Source organism: Enterobacter dykesii, from assembly GCF_008364625.2.
In the GTDB taxonomy this organism is placed as follows: Bacteria; Pseudomonadota; Gammaproteobacteria; order Enterobacterales; family Enterobacteriaceae; genus Enterobacter; species Enterobacter dykesii.
Window position 1 is genome coordinate 3,535,421 of the sequence record NZ_CP126604.1, and the last position, 16,806, is coordinate 3,552,226.

General features: G+C 56.3%; 15 protein-coding genes and 5 tRNA genes. 9 read left to right on the forward strand and 11 right to left on the reverse strand.

The annotated features are described in order from the left end of the window. The first annotated feature begins 2 nt into the window (after window positions 1–2). From nrdF to leuA, 9 genes are all read left to right on the forward strand, one after another. Window positions 3–962, forward strand: a complete 960-nt coding sequence (gene nrdF, locus F0320_RS16775) for a class 1b ribonucleoside-diphosphate reductase subunit beta (protein WP_126329547.1) — start codon at window positions 3–5, stop codon at window positions 960–962. A gap of 331 nt (window positions 963–1,293) precedes the next feature. After that, window positions 1,294–2,505 carry a glycine betaine/L-proline ABC transporter ATP-binding protein ProV gene (proV, locus tag F0320_RS16780; RefSeq protein ID WP_126329549.1) on the forward strand — a complete coding sequence of 404 codons (1,212 nt, stop codon included), beginning with the start codon at window positions 1,294–1,296 and terminating at the stop codon, window positions 2,503–2,505. Continuing rightward, window positions 2,489–3,559 carry a glycine betaine/L-proline ABC transporter permease ProW gene (gene proW / locus F0320_RS16785; RefSeq protein ID WP_126329551.1) on the forward strand — a complete coding sequence of 357 codons (1,071 nt, stop codon included), beginning with the start codon at window positions 2,489–2,491 and terminating at the stop codon, window positions 3,557–3,559. Before proV ends, proW begins: the two co-directional genes overlap by 17 nt. 9 nt (window positions 3,560–3,568) lie before the next feature. Further along, the gene (gene proX / locus F0320_RS16790) at window positions 3,569–4,564 is read left to right on the forward strand and encodes a glycine betaine/L-proline ABC transporter substrate-binding protein ProX (RefSeq protein ID WP_023308931.1); all 996 of its coding nucleotides are present in this window, start codon (window positions 3,569–3,571) and stop codon (window positions 4,562–4,564) included. A 162-nt stretch (window positions 4,565–4,726) separates the two neighbouring features. Further along, window positions 4,727–5,911: an MFS transporter gene (locus tag F0320_RS16795; RefSeq protein ID WP_126329553.1), complete on the forward strand. Its 1,185-nt coding sequence runs from the start codon at window positions 4,727–4,729 to the stop codon at window positions 5,909–5,911. 313 nt (window positions 5,912–6,224) lie between these two features. Further along, on the forward strand, window positions 6,225–6,755 hold the full coding sequence (gene mprA / locus F0320_RS16800; protein ID WP_023308933.1) for a transcriptional repressor MprA: 531 nt from the start codon (window positions 6,225–6,227) through the stop codon (window positions 6,753–6,755). Window positions 6,756–6,881: 126 nt separating this feature from the next. Then, complete coding sequence (gene emrA, locus F0320_RS16805) at window positions 6,882–8,054, forward strand: multidrug efflux MFS transporter periplasmic adaptor subunit EmrA (RefSeq protein ID WP_047650310.1); 1,173 nt, start codon at window positions 6,882–6,884, stop codon at window positions 8,052–8,054. Between the two features lie 16 nt (window positions 8,055–8,070). Beyond that, a complete protein-coding gene (gene emrB / locus F0320_RS16810; RefSeq protein ID WP_045357562.1) occupies window positions 8,071–9,618 on the forward strand; it encodes a multidrug efflux MFS transporter permease subunit EmrB in 1,548 nt (515 codons plus the stop codon). 96 nt (window positions 9,619–9,714) lie between these two features. Next, window positions 9,715–11,370, forward strand: coding sequence for a 2-isopropylmalate synthase (leuA, locus tag F0320_RS16815; RefSeq protein ID WP_126329555.1), 1,656 nt, complete (start codon window positions 9,715–9,717; stop codon window positions 11,368–11,370). On the opposite strand, the gene F0320_RS16820 is transcribed toward leuA, so the two are convergent. The 11 genes from F0320_RS16820 to csrA form a co-directional block, all read right to left on the reverse strand. Beyond that, window positions 11,357–12,121, reverse strand: a complete 765-nt coding sequence (locus F0320_RS16820) for an AraC family transcriptional regulator (protein WP_126329557.1) — start codon at window positions 12,119–12,121, stop codon at window positions 11,357–11,359. The two genes, leuA and F0320_RS16820, sit on opposite strands and share 14 nt — an antisense overlap. A gap of 54 nt (window positions 12,122–12,175) precedes the next feature. After that, window positions 12,176–12,691 carry an S-ribosylhomocysteine lyase gene (luxS, locus tag F0320_RS16825; protein WP_014884972.1) on the reverse strand — a complete coding sequence of 172 codons (516 nt, stop codon included), beginning with the start codon at window positions 12,689–12,691 and terminating at the stop codon, window positions 12,176–12,178. A gap of 153 nt (window positions 12,692–12,844) precedes the next feature. Then, window positions 12,845–14,389 (reverse strand): glutamate--cysteine ligase, encoded by a 1,545-nt coding sequence (gshA, locus tag F0320_RS16830; protein WP_126329559.1) that lies wholly within the window; start codon window positions 14,387–14,389, stop codon window positions 12,845–12,847. 83 nt (window positions 14,390–14,472) lie between these two features. After that, window positions 14,473–14,901, reverse strand: coding sequence for a YqaA family protein (locus F0320_RS16835; RefSeq protein WP_008499541.1), 429 nt, complete (start codon window positions 14,899–14,901; stop codon window positions 14,473–14,475). Further along, window positions 14,898–15,464 (reverse strand): fructose-1-phosphate/6-phosphogluconate phosphatase, encoded by a 567-nt coding sequence (yqaB, locus tag F0320_RS16840; protein WP_032648006.1) that lies wholly within the window; start codon window positions 15,462–15,464, stop codon window positions 14,898–14,900. Before yqaB ends, F0320_RS16835 begins: the two co-directional genes overlap by 4 nt. Window positions 15,465–15,588: 124 nt before the next feature. Beyond that, window positions 15,589–15,665 (reverse strand) — tRNA-Arg (locus F0320_RS16845). Between the two features lie 160 nt (window positions 15,666–15,825). Continuing rightward, a tRNA-Arg gene (locus tag F0320_RS16850) sits at window positions 15,826–15,902 on the reverse strand. Between the two features lie 29 nt (window positions 15,903–15,931). Next, window positions 15,932–16,008, reverse strand: a tRNA-Arg gene (locus F0320_RS16855). Between the two features lie 64 nt (window positions 16,009–16,072). Then, window positions 16,073–16,149: transfer RNA gene (locus F0320_RS16860), tRNA-Arg, on the reverse strand. A 4-nt stretch (window positions 16,150–16,153) separates the two neighbouring features. Beyond that, a tRNA-Ser gene (locus tag F0320_RS16865) sits at window positions 16,154–16,246 on the reverse strand. Between the two features lie 342 nt (window positions 16,247–16,588). Then, entirely contained in the window at window positions 16,589–16,774 is a 186-nt protein-coding gene (gene csrA / locus F0320_RS16870) for a carbon storage regulator CsrA (RefSeq protein ID WP_000906486.1), read from the reverse strand. Window positions 16,775–16,806 lie beyond the last annotated feature (32 nt).

Genomic DNA, 16,806 nt, shown 5'->3' on the forward strand with positions numbered 1-16,806 from the left:
GGATGAAACTGTCACGCGTGAGTGCCGTTAACTGGAACAAAATCCAGGACGATAAAGACCTGGAGGTATGGAACCGCCTGACCAGCAACTTCTGGCTGCCGGAAAAGGTTCCGCTCTCCAACGATATTCCGGCCTGGCAAACGCTGAGCCACGCCGAACAGCAGCTGACGATCCGCGTCTTTACCGGCCTGACGCTGCTGGACACCATTCAGAATACCGTGGGAGCGCCCGCGCTGATGAGCGATGCGCTGACGCCGCACGAAGAGGCGGTGATGTCAAACATCAGCTTTATGGAGGCGGTGCACGCCCGCTCCTACAGTTCGATTTTTTCGACGCTCTGCCAGACCAAAGACGTGGACGCAGCCTACGCCTGGAGTGAAGAGAGTGAGTCATTACAGAGAAAGGCGGAGCTTGTTCTGGAATATTACCGGGCCGACGAGCTGCTGAAGAAAAAGATCGCCAGCGTATTCCTGGAATCCTTCCTCTTCTATTCCGGCTTCTGGCTGCCCATGTACTGGTCGAGCCGGGGCAAGCTCACCAACACCGCCGATTTGATTCGGCTCATCATTCGTGATGAAGCGGTGCACGGGTATTATATCGGCTATAAGTATCAGAAAGGGCTGGAGAAAGTCAGCGAGGCAAAGCGCGAGGAGCTTAAAGGCTTTGCGCTCGATTTGCTGATGGATCTGTACGACAACGAGCTGAGCTATACGGAGGAACTCTACGCCGGCACCGGCTGGGAGGAGGACGTGAAGGCCTTCCTCTGCTACAACGCCAACAAGGCGCTGATGAACCTGGGTTACGACGCGCTGTTCCCGCCGGAGATGGCGGAGGTGAACCCGGCTATTCTGGCTGCGCTGTCGCCCAATGCCGACGAAAACCACGATTTCTTCTCGGGATCTGGCTCATCGTACGTGATGGGCAAAGCGGTGGAAACCGAGGATGAAGACTGGGATTTTTAATGAACGCTAACGTTCGTTAATTTAATATAAACCCAACAACTCCCTCTCTAATATTTACAAAACAACTACACTGTAATTTCCACGTCATATTCGCCTGAATCATTCCGATTCAGGTGAAATTTCCCGATGCAGCAGCAAAAAATTGAGAAAAATTCAAACCGCCCTCAGCCCTTTATTCATGGGAAATTCAGCCGTTTCGCTTGCATGAAAATTCCGCCCTTAGCCCGACACAGGGTTGTCTCAGATTCTCAGTATGTTAGGGTTATGCCCGTTAACAATTTACCATGGTAATCATATCGGCATAAACAAATAACAGGACACTCTCTATTGCATGGCAATTAAATTAGAAGTGAAAAATCTTTATAAAGTATTTGGCGAGCACCCGCAGCGCGCATTCAAATATATTGAGAAAGGCCTTACGAAAGAGCAAATTCTGGAAAAAACCGGGCTATCACTTGGCGTTAAAGACGCCAGTCTGGCCATTGAAGAAGGCGAGATTTTTGTCATCATGGGGTTATCCGGTTCGGGTAAATCCACTATGGTTCGCCTTCTCAATCGCCTGATTGAACCCACCCGCGGACAGGTGCTGATTGACGGCGTGGATATCGCCAGAATATCAGACGCAGAGCTTCGCGAGGTGCGCAGAAAGAAGATTGCAATGGTGTTCCAGTCATTCGCGCTGATGCCGCACATGACGGTGCTGGATAATACTGCTTTCGGCATGGAATTAGCCGGCACGTCGGCTCAGGAACGTCAGGAAAAAGCCCTTGATGCACTGCGTCAGGTCGGGCTGGAAAATTATGCGCATGCGTACCCGGATGAACTTTCCGGCGGTATGCGTCAGCGCGTAGGATTAGCCCGTGCATTAGCCATTAATCCAGACATATTATTAATGGATGAAGCCTTCTCCGCCCTCGATCCTTTAATTCGCACCGAGATGCAGGATGAGCTGGTAAAATTACAGGCTAAACATCAGCGAACGATTGTCTTTATTTCCCACGATCTGGATGAAGCCATGCGTATTGGTGACCGTATTGCCATTATGCAAAACGGTGAAGTGGTGCAGGTCGGCACGCCGGATGAAATTCTCAATAACCCGGCGAACGATTATGTGCGCACCTTCTTCCGCGGCGTGGATATTAGCCAGGTCTTTAGCGCCAAAGATATTGCCCGTCGAACGCCAAACGGCATTATCCGTAAAACGCCAGGCTTCGGCCCGCGCTCCGCGCTGAAGCTGCTGCAGGACGAAGACCGTGAATACGGCTATCTGGTTGAACGCGGCAATAAATTTGTTGGCGTTGTCTCCATCGACTCCCTGAAAACGGCTCTGACTGAGAACCAGGGAATCGATGCGGCGTTAATTGACGCTCCGCTTGCCGTGGACGCCGAAACACCGCTCAGCGAGTTGCTCTCTCACGTGGGCCAGGCGCCTTGCGCCGTGCCGGTCGTGGGTGAGGAACAACAGTACGTCGGCATCATCTCAAAACGGATGCTGCTGCAGGCTTTAGATCGCGAGGGGGCAAACAATGACCGATCAATCTAACCCGTGGGGCACCACTGAAGCAGCGGACAGCGCTGCGCAATCTGCCGACGCCTGGGGTTCCACACCAGCGCCGACCGATGGCGGCGGCGCGGCAGACTGGCTGAACAGCGCACCCGCGCCTGCGCCAGAACACTTCAACATCATGGATCCGTTCCACAAAACGCTGATCCCGCTGGACAGCTGGGTTACGGAAGGGATCGACTGGGTGGTCACGCACTTCCGTCCGGTCTTCCAGGGGATCCGCGTTCCGGTGGATTACATCCTGAACGGCTTCCAGCAGCTGATGCTGGGCATGCCGGCGCCGGTGGCGATTATCCTGTTCTCCCTGATCGCCTGGCAGTTCGGTAGCGCGGGCATGGGGGTCGCCACGCTGATTTCGCTGATAGCCATCGGCGCGATTGGCGCGTGGTCGCAGGCGATGATCACCCTGGCGCTGGTGCTGACCGCTCTACTCTTCTGCATTGTCATCGGCCTGCCGATGGGGATCTGGCTGGCGCGCAGCCCGCGGGCAGCGAAGATTATTCGTCCGCTGCTGGATGCGATGCAGACCACCCCGGCATTCGTCTATCTGGTGCCTATCGTGATGCTGTTCGGCATCGGCAACGTGCCGGGCGTGGTGGTCACCATTATCTTTGCCCTGCCGCCGATTATTCGTCTGACCATTCTCGGGATTAACCAGGTGCCTGCGGACCTGATCGAAGCGTCACGCTCGTTCGGTGCCAGCCCGCGCCAGATGCTGTTTAAGGTTCAGCTTCCTCTGGCGATGCCGACCATCATGGCGGGCGTTAACCAGACGCTGATGCTGGCCCTGTCGATGGTGGTGATTGCCTCGATGATCGCCGTTGGCGGTCTGGGCCAGATGGTGCTGCGCGGCATTGGCCGTCTCGACATGGGGCTGGCCACCGTCGGCGGCGTCGGCATTGTGATCCTCGCCATTATTCTTGACCGCCTGACCCAGGCCGTCGGTCGTGATTCACGCAGTCGCGGCAACCGTCGCTGGTATACCACCGGCCCTGTCGGGTTACTCACCCGCCCTTTCACGAAGTCAAAATAAGGAACAACGATGCGACATAACGTACTTTTTGCCACAGCGTTTGCCACCCTTGTCTCCACCAGCGCGTTTGCGGCTGACCTGCCTGGCAAAGGCATTACCGTACAGCCGGTGCAGAGCACCATTTCGGAAGAGAGCTTCCAGACGCTGATCGTCAGCCGCGCGCTGGAGAAGCTGGGCTATACGGTTAACACCCCGAGCGAAGTGGATTACAACGTGGGCTACACCTCGATTGCCTCCGGCGACGCCACCTTTACCGCCGTCAACTGGCAGCCGCTGCACGACGACATGTATGCCGCCGCCGGTGGCGACAAGAAATTCTATCGCGAAGGCACCTTCGTGACGGGTGCGGCGCAGGGGTATCTGATCGACAAAAAAACTGCCGATAAGTACCACATAACCAACATTGAACAGCTGAAAGATCCGAAGATCGCCAAACTGTTCGACACCAACGGTGACGGCAAGGCCGACATGATGGGCTGCTCGCCGGGCTGGGGCTGTGAAGCGGTGATTAACCACCAGAACAAAGCGTTCGATCTGGCGAAAACGGTCGACGTGAGTCACGGCAACTATTCAGCGATGATGGCCGACACCATTGCCCGCTTCAAAGAGGGTAAACCGGTGATCTACTACACCTGGACGCCGTACTGGGTGAGCGACGTGCTAAAGCCGGGAAAAGACGTGGTGTGGCTGCAGGTGCCGTTCTCCTCCCTTCCGGGCGAGCAGAAGGATATCGACACCAAACTGCCGAACGGCATGAACTACGGCTTCCCGGTGAACACCATGCATATCGTGGCCAACAAAGCCTGGGCGGAGAAAAACCCGGCGGCGGCGAAGCTGTTCTCGGTAATGAAGCTGCCGCTGGCGGACATCAATGCCCAGAACGCGATGATGCATGCGGGCAAATCGTCTGAAGCGGATGTGAAAGGCCACGTGGACGGCTGGATCAAAGCCCACCAGCAGCAGTTCGACGGCTGGGTGAAAGAGGCGCTTGAAGCGCAGAAGTAAAGGACTTAGCCCTCTCCCCGTGGGAGAGGGCTAGGATGAGGGGATCAACCGCACCCAACCTAAACCGCACAATACATCACCCAACAATCCCCCAACTTTCACAATCATTAGCTATTATGGTTTCCGGAAAAATAATCACTCAACTAACGATTCCTGAAACTAATGACAAAAACAACTCAAGGGCTTAGCCCCGCACTCATCCTTTTAATGTCCGTGGCAACGGGTCTGGCAGTCGCCAGCAACTATTACGCGCAGCCTCTTCTCGACACCATCGCCCGCGCGTTCAATCTCTCCGCCAGCTCCGCAGGCTTTATCGTCACCGCTGCCCAGCTAGGCTATGCCGCCGGGCTGCTGTTCCTGGTGCCGCTCGGCGATATGTTTGAACGCCGAATGCTGATTGTCTCCATGACCCTGCTGGCCGCCGGTGGGATGCTGATCACCGCCAGCAGCCAGTCGCTGACGATGATGATTATCGGTACCGCGCTAACGGGGCTGTTCTCCGTGGTGGCGCAAATCCTGGTCCCGCTCGCCGCGACCCTCGCCTCTCCGGAAAAACGCGGCAAGGTGGTGGGCACCATCATGAGCGGCCTGCTGCTGGGGATTTTGCTGGCGCGTACCGTTGCAGGGCTGCTGGCAAGCCTCGGCGGCTGGCGCACCGTATACTGGGTGGCGAGCGTGCTGATGGTCGTCATGGCGCTGGCGCTGTGGCGCGGGCTGCCAAAAGTGAAGCAGGAAAACCACCTGAACTATCCTCAGCTGCTGGCCTCCGTTTTCAGCCTGTTCACCGAAGACAAGCTTCTGCGCACCCGCGCCCTGCTGGGCTGTTTCACCTTCGCTAACTTCAGCATCCTGTGGACGTCGATGGCGTTTCTGCTGGCCGCGCCGCCGTTCAATTATTCCGAAGGGGTGATTGGCCTGTTCGGCCTGGCCGGCGCCGCAGGCGCGCTGGGCGCACGTCCCGCAGGCGGGCTGGCCGACAAGGGCAAATCCCACCTGACCACCTCCGCAGGGCTGGTTTTACTTCTGCTCTCCTGGGCGGCGATCTGGTACGGACACATCTCGGTGCTGGCGCTGATTGTCGGTATCCTGGTACTCGATCTCACCGTTCAGGGCGTTCACATCACCAATCAGACCGTCATCTATCGCGTGAAGCCAGAGGCGCGTAACCGCCTGACAGCCGGATACATGACCAGCTACTTCATCGGCGGCGCAGCGGGTTCGCTCATTTCAGCGTCGGCGTGGCAGCATGCGGGCTGGTCGGGGGTATGCGCGATAGGGGCCATCGTCGCAACCCTCAACTTGCTAGTATGGTGGCGCGGTTATCACCGTCAGGATGCAATTAACTAACATTTACATTGAGTTGGCCTCTTAGGGTGTTAAGAGGCCCATCACTCTGTTAATGTAAACGTAATCATTTATCCCAGAAATTTTAATGTGGGTGACATATTTACAATCGGCATGAATAGTTCAGACCCCCGTCCTCACATCCTCTCTCTAGCGGGTTCACACCCAACGCTTTCTGTGCTCACCGGGTCACGGACTTACCCGGCGCTTTCTGACGGTGACATAAATTTGGCGGATATAACCGCACAAATAATTCATTTACATTATTTGTCACTATCGTTACTATATCGGCTGTAATTAATGAGGTTATGCCCAAATGGATAGTTCGTTTACGCCCATTGAACAAATGCTTAAATTCCGCGCCAGTCGCCATGAGGACTTCCCGTATCAGGAAATCCTGCTGACTCGCCTGTGCATGCACATGCAGGGTAAGCTACTGGAAAACCGTAATAAAATGCTGAAAGCTCAAGGGATTAACGAGACGTTGTTTATGGCGTTGATTACGCTGGAGTCTCAGGAAAATCACAGCATTCAGCCTTCCGAACTGAGCTGCGCGCTGGGCTCCTCCCGTACCAATGCGACCCGTATTGCCGATGAACTCGAAAAGCGCGGCTGGATTGAGCGCCGTGAAAGCGACAACGATCGCCGCTGCCTGCATCTGCAACTGACCGATAAAGGTCATCAGTTCCTGCGCGAGGTGCTACCACCTCAGCACAATTGCCTGCACAAACTCTGGTCTGCCCTCAGCACCGCCGAGCGCGACCAGCTTGAGCACATCACTCGCAAGCTGCTCACCCGTCTGGACCAGATGGATGAAGACGGCGCCGTTCTTGAGGCGCTGCGCTAACGCGACGACACGCTCACCATTCCAGATTCATAAGAAAACCGACAGGCCAGCACGTCACAGTGCTGGCCTTTCTGACAACAGGTCGGCTCAGCCGATGTGAAAATAAGAAGATCGTGGAGAACAACAATGAGCGCAAATGCGGAGAGCACTACCCCGCAGCAACCGGCCAACAAGAAAGGCAAACGTAAGAGCGCCCTTCTTCTGTTGACCTTGCTCTTTATCATTATTGCCGTGGCATATGGGATCTATTGGTTTTTAGTACTGCGTCATGCTGAAGAGACTGACGATGCGTACGTGGCAGGGAACCAGGTACAAATTATGGCGCAGGTGTCGGGCAGCGTGACGAAAGTCTGGGCTGACAATACCGACTTTGTGCAAAAAGGCGATGTGTTGGTGACCCTCGATCCAACCGACGCCCAGCAGGCGTTTGAAAAAGCACAGACCGCGCTGGCCTCCAGCGTCCGTCAGACCCGCCAGCTGATGATCAACAGCAAACAGCTGCAGGCCAACATCGACGTGCAGAAAACGGCGCTGGCGCAGGCGCAGAGCGACCTGAACCGCCGTGTTCCGCTCGGCACCGCCAACCTGATTGGCCGTGAAGAGCTGCAGCACGCCCGCGATGCCGTTGCCAGCGCTCAGGCACAGCTGGACGTGGCCATTCAACAGTACAACGCCAACCAGGCGATGGTGCTGGGCACCAGTCTGGAAAATCAGCCTGCCGTACAGCAGGCGGCGACCGAAGTGCGCAACGCGTGGCTTGCCCTGCAGCGTACCAAAATCGTCAGCCCGATGACCGGCTATGTCTCCCGTCGTTCCGTCCAGCCAGGGGCGCAGATTAGCCCAACCACGCCGCTGATGGCGGTCGTGCCGGCGGACAACCTGTGGGTAGACGCCAACTTTAAAGAGACGCAGCTTGCCCATATGCGTATCGGCCAGAGCGCGACGGTTGTCAGCGACATCTATGGCGATGAGGTGAAGTACACCGGTAAAGTGGTCGGTCTGGACATGGGGACCGGCAGCGCCTTCTCCCTGCTGCCAGCGCAAAACGCCACCGGTAACTGGATCAAAGTGGTTCAGCGTCTGCCCGTGCGTATTGAGCTGGATGCCAAACAGCTGGCGGATCACCCGCTGCGTATCGGCCTCTCAACGCTTGTGACGGTCGACACCGCCAACCGCGACGGTCAGATCCTGGCAAGCCAGGTGCGAAGCAGCCCGGCTTATGAAAGTAACGCCCGTGAAATTAGCCTCGATCCGGTCAACAAGCTGATCGATGACATCGTGAAGGCAAACGCCGGTTAATCCGAAGGTGAGCGTTATGCAACAGCAAAAGCCGCAAAAACCGCTCGAAGGCGCGCAGCTGGTCATTATGACCATCGCGCTGTCGCTGGCGACATTCATGCAGGTGCTGGACTCCACCATCGCAAACGTGGCGATCCCGACCATCGCCGGTAACCTTGGCTCGTCGCTGAGCCAGGGAACCTGGGTCATTACCTCGTTTGGGGTGGCAAACGCCATCTCCATTCCGATTACCGGCTGGCTGGCAAAGCGCGTCGGTGAAGTGAAGCTGTTCCTCTGGTCGACGGTATTGTTCGTTCTTGCCTCCTGGGCGTGCGGCATGTCCAGTAGCCTGACGATGCTGATTTTCTTCCGCGTCATTCAGGGGATTGTCGCCGGGCCGCTGATCCCGCTGTCGCAGAGCTTACTGCTGAACAACTACCCGCCCGCCAAGCGCTCGATTGCGCTGGCGCTGTGGTCAATGACCGTAATTGTCGCGCCGATTTGCGGGCCTATCTTAGGCGGCTATATCAGCGACAACTATCACTGGGGCTGGATCTTCTTCATCAACGTACCGATTGGCGCCATCGTGGTAATGCTGACGCTCCAGTCGCTGCGCGGCAGAGAAACCCGGACGGAACAGCGGCGTATCGACGCCATTGGTCTGGCACTGCTGGTTGTCGGCATCGGTAGCCTGCAGGTCATGCTCGACCAGGGCAAAGAGCTGGACTGGTTCAACTCCCGGGAGATCATCATCCTGACGATTGTCGCGGTGGTGTCGCTGAGCTTCCTGATTGTCTGGGAGCTAACGGACGATAACCCGATAGTCGACCTGTCGCTGTTTAAGTCGCGAAACTTTACCATAGGCTGTCTGTGTATCAGCCTCGCCTACATGCTCTACTTCGGCGCGATTGTACTGCTGCCGCAGCTGTTGCAGGAGGTATACGGCTACACCGCAACCTGGGCAGGTTTAGCCTCGGCGCCGGTTGGATTGATTCCGGTTCTGCTGTCGCCGATTATTGGCCGCTTCGCCCACAAGCTCGACATGCGCAGGCTGGTGACGTTCAGCTTTATCATGTATGCCGTTTGCTTTTACTGGCGCGCGTATACGTTCGAACCGGGAATGGACTTTGGCGCGTCCGCGTGGCCGCAGTTTATTCAGGGCTTTGCCGTGGCGTGTTTCTTTATGCCACTGACCACCATCACGCTTTCCGGTTTACCGCCTGAGCGCATGGCGGCCGCATCAAGCCTGTCGAACTTTACGCGAACGCTGGCGGGCTCGATTGGTACGTCGATCACCACCACCCTGTGGACAAACCGTGAATCGATGCACCATGCCCAGCTGACCGAAGCGGTGAACCCGTTCAACCCGAACTCCCGGGAGATGTACAACCAGCTTCAGGGAATGGGTATGACGGAACAGCAGGCGTCAGGGTGGATAGCCCAGCAGATCACCAACCAGGGGCTGATTATCTCGGCCAACGAGATTTTCTGGATATCAGCGGGGATCTTTATCGTCCTGCTGGGGCTGGTGTGGTTTGCTAAACCACCGTTTGGTGCCGGTAGCGGCGGCGGTGGCGCGCACTAATTCGCGTTGTCCAGAACGCGACAGCGATTGTCAGTTTCGATAAAGCAGCGCTCCTGAAATCCATTCACGATGGTGAAAAGACAACAGGAGCGCATCATGCTGAACACACCCGCCGACAAGTACCAACCCTATCCAACCCTTTCCCTGCCCGACCGCCGCTGGCCGGAGCAACGCATTACCCGCGCGCCGCGCTGGCTATCAACCGACTTACGCGACGGCAACCAGGCCCTTGCCGAGCCGATGGACAGCACCCGCAAGCTGCAGTTCTGGGATCTGCTGCTGGGCTGCGGATTCAAAGAAATTGAGGTGGCTTTCCCATCCGCCTCGCAGACGGACTTCAACTTTGTTCGCCAGCTGATTGAAGAGAACCGCATCCCGGATGACGTGACGATTCAGGTGTTAACCCAGGCGCGGGAAGATCTCATCCATCGCACTTTCCAATCCCTGCGCGGCGCGAAACAGGCCACCGTCCATCTGTATAACGCCACCGCCCCGCTGTTCCGCCGCCTGGTATTCGGCATGGAAAAAGCGCAAATCGTCGAGCTGGCGACGCGATCCACGCGGCTTATTCGTCAGCTGTGTGAAGAGAACCCGGACACCCGCTGGCAGTATGAGTATTCCCCGGAGACCTTCTGCTTTACCGAGCCGGAGTTTGCGCTGGAGATCTGTGAAGCCGTGGCGGAGATCTGGCAGCCGTGCGACGAACGGCCCATGGTGATCAACTTACCGGCCACCGTCGAAGTGAGCACGCCGAACGTCTATGCCGACCAGATCGAGTATTTCTGTCGTCACTTCAGCCGCCGCCGGGATGTCTGCATCAGCGTGCATCCGCATAATGACCGCGGTACCGGCGTCGCCAGCGCCGAGCTGGCCGTGATGGCGGGGGCTGACCGCGTGGAAGGCTGTCTGTTTGGTAACGGGGAGCGCACGGGCAACGTCTGCCTGGTGACGCTGGCGATGAACCTCTACAGCCAGGGCATCAGCCCGAATCTCGACTTTAGCGATATGAACCGGATCGTGGAAGTGGTGGAAGCCTGCAACCAGCTGCCGGTGCATCCGCGCCACCCGTGGGCCGGACGACTGGCCTATACCGCCTTCTCAGGCTCGCATCAGGACGCGATCAAAAAAGGCTTTGATGCCCACAGGCCTGGCGATCGCTGGGAGATGCCGTATCTGCCCGTCGATCCACAGGATATCGGCTGCACCTACGAAGCGGTGATCCGCGTCAACAGCCAGTCAGGGAAAAGCGGCAGCGCGTGGCTGATTGAGCAAAACCATGGGCTAAAACTGCCCCGCGCCCTGCAGCAGGATTTCAGCCAGCACGTGCAGCAGGAAACCGATCGCCACGGAAAAGAGATGACGCAAAACGCGCTGTGGCAGCTGTTCCGCACCCGCTACGGCCTGGTAGCCACGCCGCAGTTTGCGCTGCAATCCTACCGCAGCGACAGCCAGCAGGACGGCCAGCTGCGTTTGACGGCAAGCGTCGCTACGCAGGGGGGAACGCGTCAGCTGGAAGGTCAGGGTAACGGTCTGCTCTCCGCCGCCGCTCAGGGCTTAAGCCGCTGGGTCAACGCCCCGTTCGTGATTAAGGATTATCACGAGCATACGTTAGGCGAGCGCAGCGACAGCCGCTCGGTGGCCTACATCCGCTGCCTGTTCCAGGACGGCAGCAGCCGCTGGGGCGTAGGCATTGACAGCGACGTGGCGCGCGCGTCGCTTCAGGCGCTTTTAAACGCCGTCAGTCGTTCTTAAAATAATCGCTGGGGGAGACGCCCATCACCCGGCGGAACATCGCCGTAAAGGCGCTGTGGCTGCCGTAACCCAGATCCAGCGCCACGCGCAGTACCGGCTGGCCCTGCGCCAGCCGCACTAAGGCTTCCAGCAGGCGCGCCCGTCTCAGCCACTCGCCGTAGCTTAATCCCGTCTGCTGCTGAAAATGGCGGTTCAGGGTGCGCTCGCTCATGTTCATCATGCTCGCGGCCTGCGCGCCGCTCCAGCTCTCCCCCGCGTTTTGCCGGATTTGCAGACACAGGTGACGTAACGCCTCGCTTTCCGGCTCCGGCAGATGAAACGGCAGCACCGGCATAGTGCGGATTTCATCGAGAATGAGTTCATAGACGCGTTCATCCCGGCTGCCGGGCGAGTACGATTCAGGTAAAGCAAGAGAGACGAGGATCAGCTCGCGCAACAGCGGCGCGATCTGCACGATCTGGCAGGTGGCCGGGAGATCGGCTCGCGCCAGCGGATCGATGAACAGCGTTCGCGCCGCCACGTTGCCGGTGATGCGAAGCGAGTGGCGAGTACCCGCCGGCAGCCAGACGCCGCGGCCAGGCGGTACCACCCAGCAGCCCGAGACGGTATCAACCCGTACCACGCCGCTCAGGATGTGCAACAGCTGCGCGCAGTCGTGCTCATGCCACGGCTCGCTGTCACCATGAACGTAATCATGGGCGAACGGAACGAGGGGACGATGGGTAAAGGAGAACGTTGCGGTTGTGGTCATGGGGTTAAACAACCCTCACCCTACCCTCTCCCGGTGGGAGAGGGAAAAGGTGCACTAGATGTGCAGTTCCTGCAGTTTTTCTTTTGGCAGGGCCAGCTCTTCGTTGCTGTTCACGCGAACATCACGCTCGATGATGTGACGCGCGATGTCCTGCGCTTCTTCCAGAGAGTGCATCTGGTAAGTACCGCACTGGTAAACGTTCAGCTCAGGGATCTGGTTCTGCTCTTTCACCTTCAGCACGTCTTCCATCGCCGCTTTCCACGCATCAGCGACGCGTTTCTCTTCCGGCTGGCCAATCAGGCTCATGTAGAAACCGGTACGGCAGCCCATCGGAGAGATGTCGATGATCTCAACGCCGTTGCCGTTCAGATGGTCACGCATGAAACCGGCGAACAGGTGTTCCAGGGTATGAATGCCTTTCTCTGGCATCACTTCTTTATTTGGCACGCAGAAACGCAGATCGAAAACGGTGATCGTGTCGCCGTGCGGGGTGTGCATGGTCTTCGCCACGCGTACTGCAGGTGCTTCCATACGGGTATGGTCGACAGTAAAGCTATCTAATAACGGCATACGTCACCTCCGACAGTGATTTTTTTTAAAATAAACTGAACTCTTCTACAGAATGCACGTCTGAGTATATGAAAGACGCGCATTTGTTATCATCATCCCTGAATTCAGAGATGTATATTTTGGCCACAGCGATGTGGCCTTTTTCTTTTCTGCTTAAGACTGCTTCGCCAGAAACGCCTCAAACGACTCGGTATCCGCCGCTTCAACCTCTTTCTGACGCACCACGGACGCATCGCGTTCCGCGGCAAAATCCGCTTCGCTCAGCACTTCTAACGGCTCCTGCATCAGCATCTCACGGTACTCCGCTGAGAGTGAACGCCCCGTGCCGCCAATGCCCTGATCGATCATAGAACGCAGAATACGCGCTGAGAACGTCAGTTCCGGATTATCAAAACATTCCACCAGCTGGTCGCAGATCTGTTGATACGCGTCGCCGCCGTCAATGCTGTCCATTGTGCGGGCAACGCGCTTCAGGTCGCGGAACAGATCTTTGCCGACTTTGGTCAGCGGGAACTGTGCCGTTTCGCAGCCGATACCCAGCGTCAGGCCCGGTTTACGCCCTTCCAGAATCACACGATTCCAGTTTGTACGGGTACAGAGCAGTTCGTCTGAACTCATTTCCGGCGCATCCGCCAGCACGCACCAGACCATAAACAGATCCAGGAAGCGAACCTGCTGTTCATCAACGCCAATCGGTGAGAATGGGTTGATATCCAGCGAACGCACTTCGATGTATTCGATCCCGCCGCGCTGCAGCGCATCCGACGGGGTTTCACCGCTGCGCGTCACGCGTTTAGGACGAATAGGCGCATACAGCTCGTTTTCAATCTGCAGCACATTGCTGTTGATTTGCAGGCGCTTGCCGTCTTTTTCGAGGCCGATTTTCTCGTACTCTTCCGACGGGGTTTTGATCGCCCGCTTCAATCCTGCCACATATTCGTGCAATTCGTTAAACGTAATACCGAGATTGCTTTGCGATTTATTGGTATAACCGAGATCGCTCAGGCGCAGAGAGGTGGCGTACGGGAGATAGTACATTCCGCACTCGGTCTTCTCGAACGGCAGCGTGGTCGGTTTCCCCTGCAGGAACGAAGAACAGATCGCAGGAGACGCACCAAACAGATACGGGATCACCCAGCCGAAACGGTAATAGTTGCGGATCAGGCGGAAGTAGCCTTCAGAGATCGCGTCTTTATCCGTTTCACCGCATTTCGCCTGCCAGAAGGCCATTGGCAGCGAGAAGTTGTAATGCACGCCCGAGATCGTCTGCATCAACGCGCCGTAGCGGTTTTTCAGCCCTTCGCGATAGAGCGTTTTCAGCCGGCCGATATTTGACGTGCCGTACTGCGCCAGCTCAATCTCCTGGCCCTGCTCGATATAGCACGGCATGCTGAGGGGCCACATACGTTCGTCGCCCATGTTGCGCGCGGTGTAGCGATGGATATCGCGCATGATCGTCAGCATATGATCAATATCACCCTCTACTGGGGTGATGAACTCCAGCAGCGCTTCAGCGAAATCGGTTGTGATCCATTTATGTGTCAGCGCCGAGCCTAACGCCTTCGGGTGACCCGTCGTCGCTAAGCTACCGTCCGCGTTAACGCGCAGCGTTTCACGCTCAAGACCACGCTGAATACCCTTCAATGCCTGAGGGTGGTTTTCCAGCCAGGCCAGCGCCTGAGATACGTCCGGGATCAAATTGACCTCCCGCCTGTCAAAGTAATGTTACTCAGCATAATTGTAATGGTTGACGATTGAAGGTCGCGTTTTCATTCCACCAATTAGTGCCACCACGTCATACCCTGTAGTGTTGCCCACGCCACAAGAACATAGCGCAACGCCTTGCCAAGGCACAAAAAAAAGAGCACCGGTCCCCAGGAGATGCGCATCCATCCCGCCAGCAGACACAGTAAATCGCCTATTACAGGCATCCAGCTTAATAACAGCGTGGCAGCGCCATAGCGTTTTAGCCAGCCGACTGCCTTTTCCTGCCAGCGCGATTTTTCGCGCAGCGGAAAGAAACGCCCAAGAATAACGTTAGTCAGCCCTCCAAGGCTATTACCCATTGTTGCTATTAATACAAGCAGCCAGGGCTGACTCACGCCGGACAACAGCATCGCCACCAGCACCACTTCCGAATTTCCCGGTAACAGCGTGGCGCTTAAAAAACTGCTGGCGAATAATGAAGCAAGTGACAGCGCGTCACTCACAGTAAGCGCACATCCACCGCATCCATTCCGGCATCTCGCGCGGCCTGGATACCGAAATCGGCGTCTTCAAACACGACACATTTTGCCGCCGGGACGCCCATTAATTCTGCGCAAAGCAGGAAGGTGTCCGGTGCGGGCTTGTGATGTTTAACATGATCGGCGGCCACCACGGCAGAAAAATAGTGGCGCAGGCCAAGATGGTTGAGCAAAGCTTCTGCAATCGCGCTTTCGCTCCCGGTTCCTACCGACATCGGGCGGCGCCCGTGCCACTCTTTTACCACATCAATCAGCGGCAGAGGGCGTACGGTATCTAAAAGCATGGCTTTTACCGCATCGGTTTTTTCGCGCGCGAGCAGGTGCGGGTCGAGATCGGCCTGATTCAGTTCAATCACGGCCTGCGCAATACGCCAGGTGGGGGATCCGTTGAGGGCAATCATCGCCTGAAGATCGAAACGCATGCCGTAGCGGCCCAGGACGTCAGTCCAGGCTTGACGATGCGTGGGTTCGGTATCCAGGAGAGTGCCGTCCATATCGAAGATCAAACCGTCATACTGTGCGTACATCGTGCTCTCGCTAAACGATTAACAAAGCATTACTTTATCGTAAATGGTGATTTTTGTCGCTGATTGCGAAATGATAACAACGAGAGTGATTAAGAACTAAACATCGAAGGGAAAGCAGAAGAGATGGTGCATCCGGGAGGATTCGAACCTCCGACCGCTCGGTTCGTAGCCGAGTACTCTATCCAGCTGAGCTACGGATGCATCGGGAAATGCTTTTAGAAACAGTAAAGGGTGCATCCGGGAGGATTACTCGGCTGCGCCTCGCCCTGCGGGCCGTTGCTGAAGCAACGTTATCCTCCCAGGTGCTCGCGATTAACTCGCAGACCTTGAAACAACAGCGTGGCTATTATCTCGGAGAATATGGTGCATCCGGGAGGATTCGAACCTCCGACCGCTCGGTTCGTAGCCGAGTACTCTATCCAGCTGAGCTACGGATGCATCAGGGTACTGCTTTCAGAAATAGTAAATGGTGCATCCGGGAGGATTCGAACCTCCGACCGCTCGGTTCGTAGCCGAGTACTCTATCCAGCTGAGCTACGGATGCATCGGGATTTACTACTGTACTGCTCGATATTCATATCACTTCTAAAGCAATATGAAGTAATAGATGGTGCATCCGGGAGGATTCGAACCTCCGACCGCTCGGTTCGTAGCCGAGTACTCTATCCAGCTGAGCTACGGATGCAAAATGGCGGTGAGGCGGGGATTCGAACCCCGGATGCAGCTTTTGACCGCATACTCCCTTAGCAGGGGAGCGCCTTCAGCCTCTCGGCCACCTCACCACACAACGCCTCTTTCGAGTGCTTCGAGTTACTCGTTAAGAGCTTCTCGTCGCTGCGTGGCGCATATATTACTTTCTGGGACTTATAAGTCAAACAATTTTCCAAAAGCTTTTATCGTTTGCACAAATCACACGCAATTCGCATGTAAAAGCCGCAAAGAGGGTGTTTTATAAGCGGATTTTGCAGGCATCTTCACAGAAAACCTCTGCAGAAATGGCGGCGTAGGGGCGAGTTTAGGGTAACAGAGTGGTTAAAAAGAGAGCGTTTGAAATTAAACGGTAACGTTGAGCAGGAAAAATGACAGGAGGGTTGCGTCTCGCCCGACAGCGAGACGCGACAATATCAGTAACTGGACTGCTGGGATTTTTCAGCCTGGATACGCTGGTAGATCTCTTCACGGTGGACAGATACTTCTTTAGGAGCGTTAACACCAATACGTACCTGGTTACCCTTTACCCCTAAAACTGTCACGGTGACCTCATCCCCAATCATGAGGGTCTCACCAACTCGACGAGTCAGAATCAGCATTCTTTGCTCCTTGAAAGATTAAAAGAGTCGGG

Excerpts from the sequence above, each read along its gene's own strand:
- emrA (WP_047650310.1), top strand. The coding sequence starts at position 6,882 with ATGAGCGCAAATGCGGAGAGCACTACCCCGCAGCAACCGGCCAACAAG.
- csrA (WP_000906486.1), bottom strand. The coding sequence starts at position 16,774 with ATGCTGATTCTGACTCGTCGAGTTGGTGAGACCCTCATGATTGGGGAT.
- emrB (WP_045357562.1), top strand. The coding sequence starts at position 8,071 with ATGCAACAGCAAAAGCCGCAAAAACCGCTCGAAGGCGCGCAGCTGGTC.
- leuA (WP_126329555.1), top strand. The coding sequence starts at position 9,715 with ATGCTGAACACACCCGCCGACAAGTACCAACCCTATCCAACCCTTTCC.
- proV (WP_126329549.1), top strand. The coding sequence starts at position 1,294 with ATGGCAATTAAATTAGAAGTGAAAAATCTTTATAAAGTATTTGGCGAG.
- F0320_RS16820 (WP_126329557.1), bottom strand. The coding sequence starts at position 12,121 with ATGACCACAACCGCAACGTTCTCCTTTACCCATCGTCCCCTCGTTCCG.
- proW (WP_126329551.1), top strand. The coding sequence starts at position 2,489 with ATGACCGATCAATCTAACCCGTGGGGCACCACTGAAGCAGCGGACAGC.
- luxS (WP_014884972.1), bottom strand. The coding sequence starts at position 12,691 with ATGCCGTTATTAGATAGCTTTACTGTCGACCATACCCGTATGGAAGCA.
- yqaB (WP_032648006.1), bottom strand. The coding sequence starts at position 15,464 with ATGTACGCACAGTATGACGGTTTGATCTTCGATATGGACGGCACTCTC.
- proX (WP_023308931.1), top strand. The coding sequence starts at position 3,569 with ATGCGACATAACGTACTTTTTGCCACAGCGTTTGCCACCCTTGTCTCC.
- F0320_RS16795 (WP_126329553.1), top strand. The coding sequence starts at position 4,727 with ATGACAAAAACAACTCAAGGGCTTAGCCCCGCACTCATCCTTTTAATG.
- nrdF (WP_126329547.1), top strand. The coding sequence starts at position 3 with ATGAAACTGTCACGCGTGAGTGCCGTTAACTGGAACAAAATCCAGGAC.
- mprA (WP_023308933.1), top strand. The coding sequence starts at position 6,225 with ATGGATAGTTCGTTTACGCCCATTGAACAAATGCTTAAATTCCGCGCC.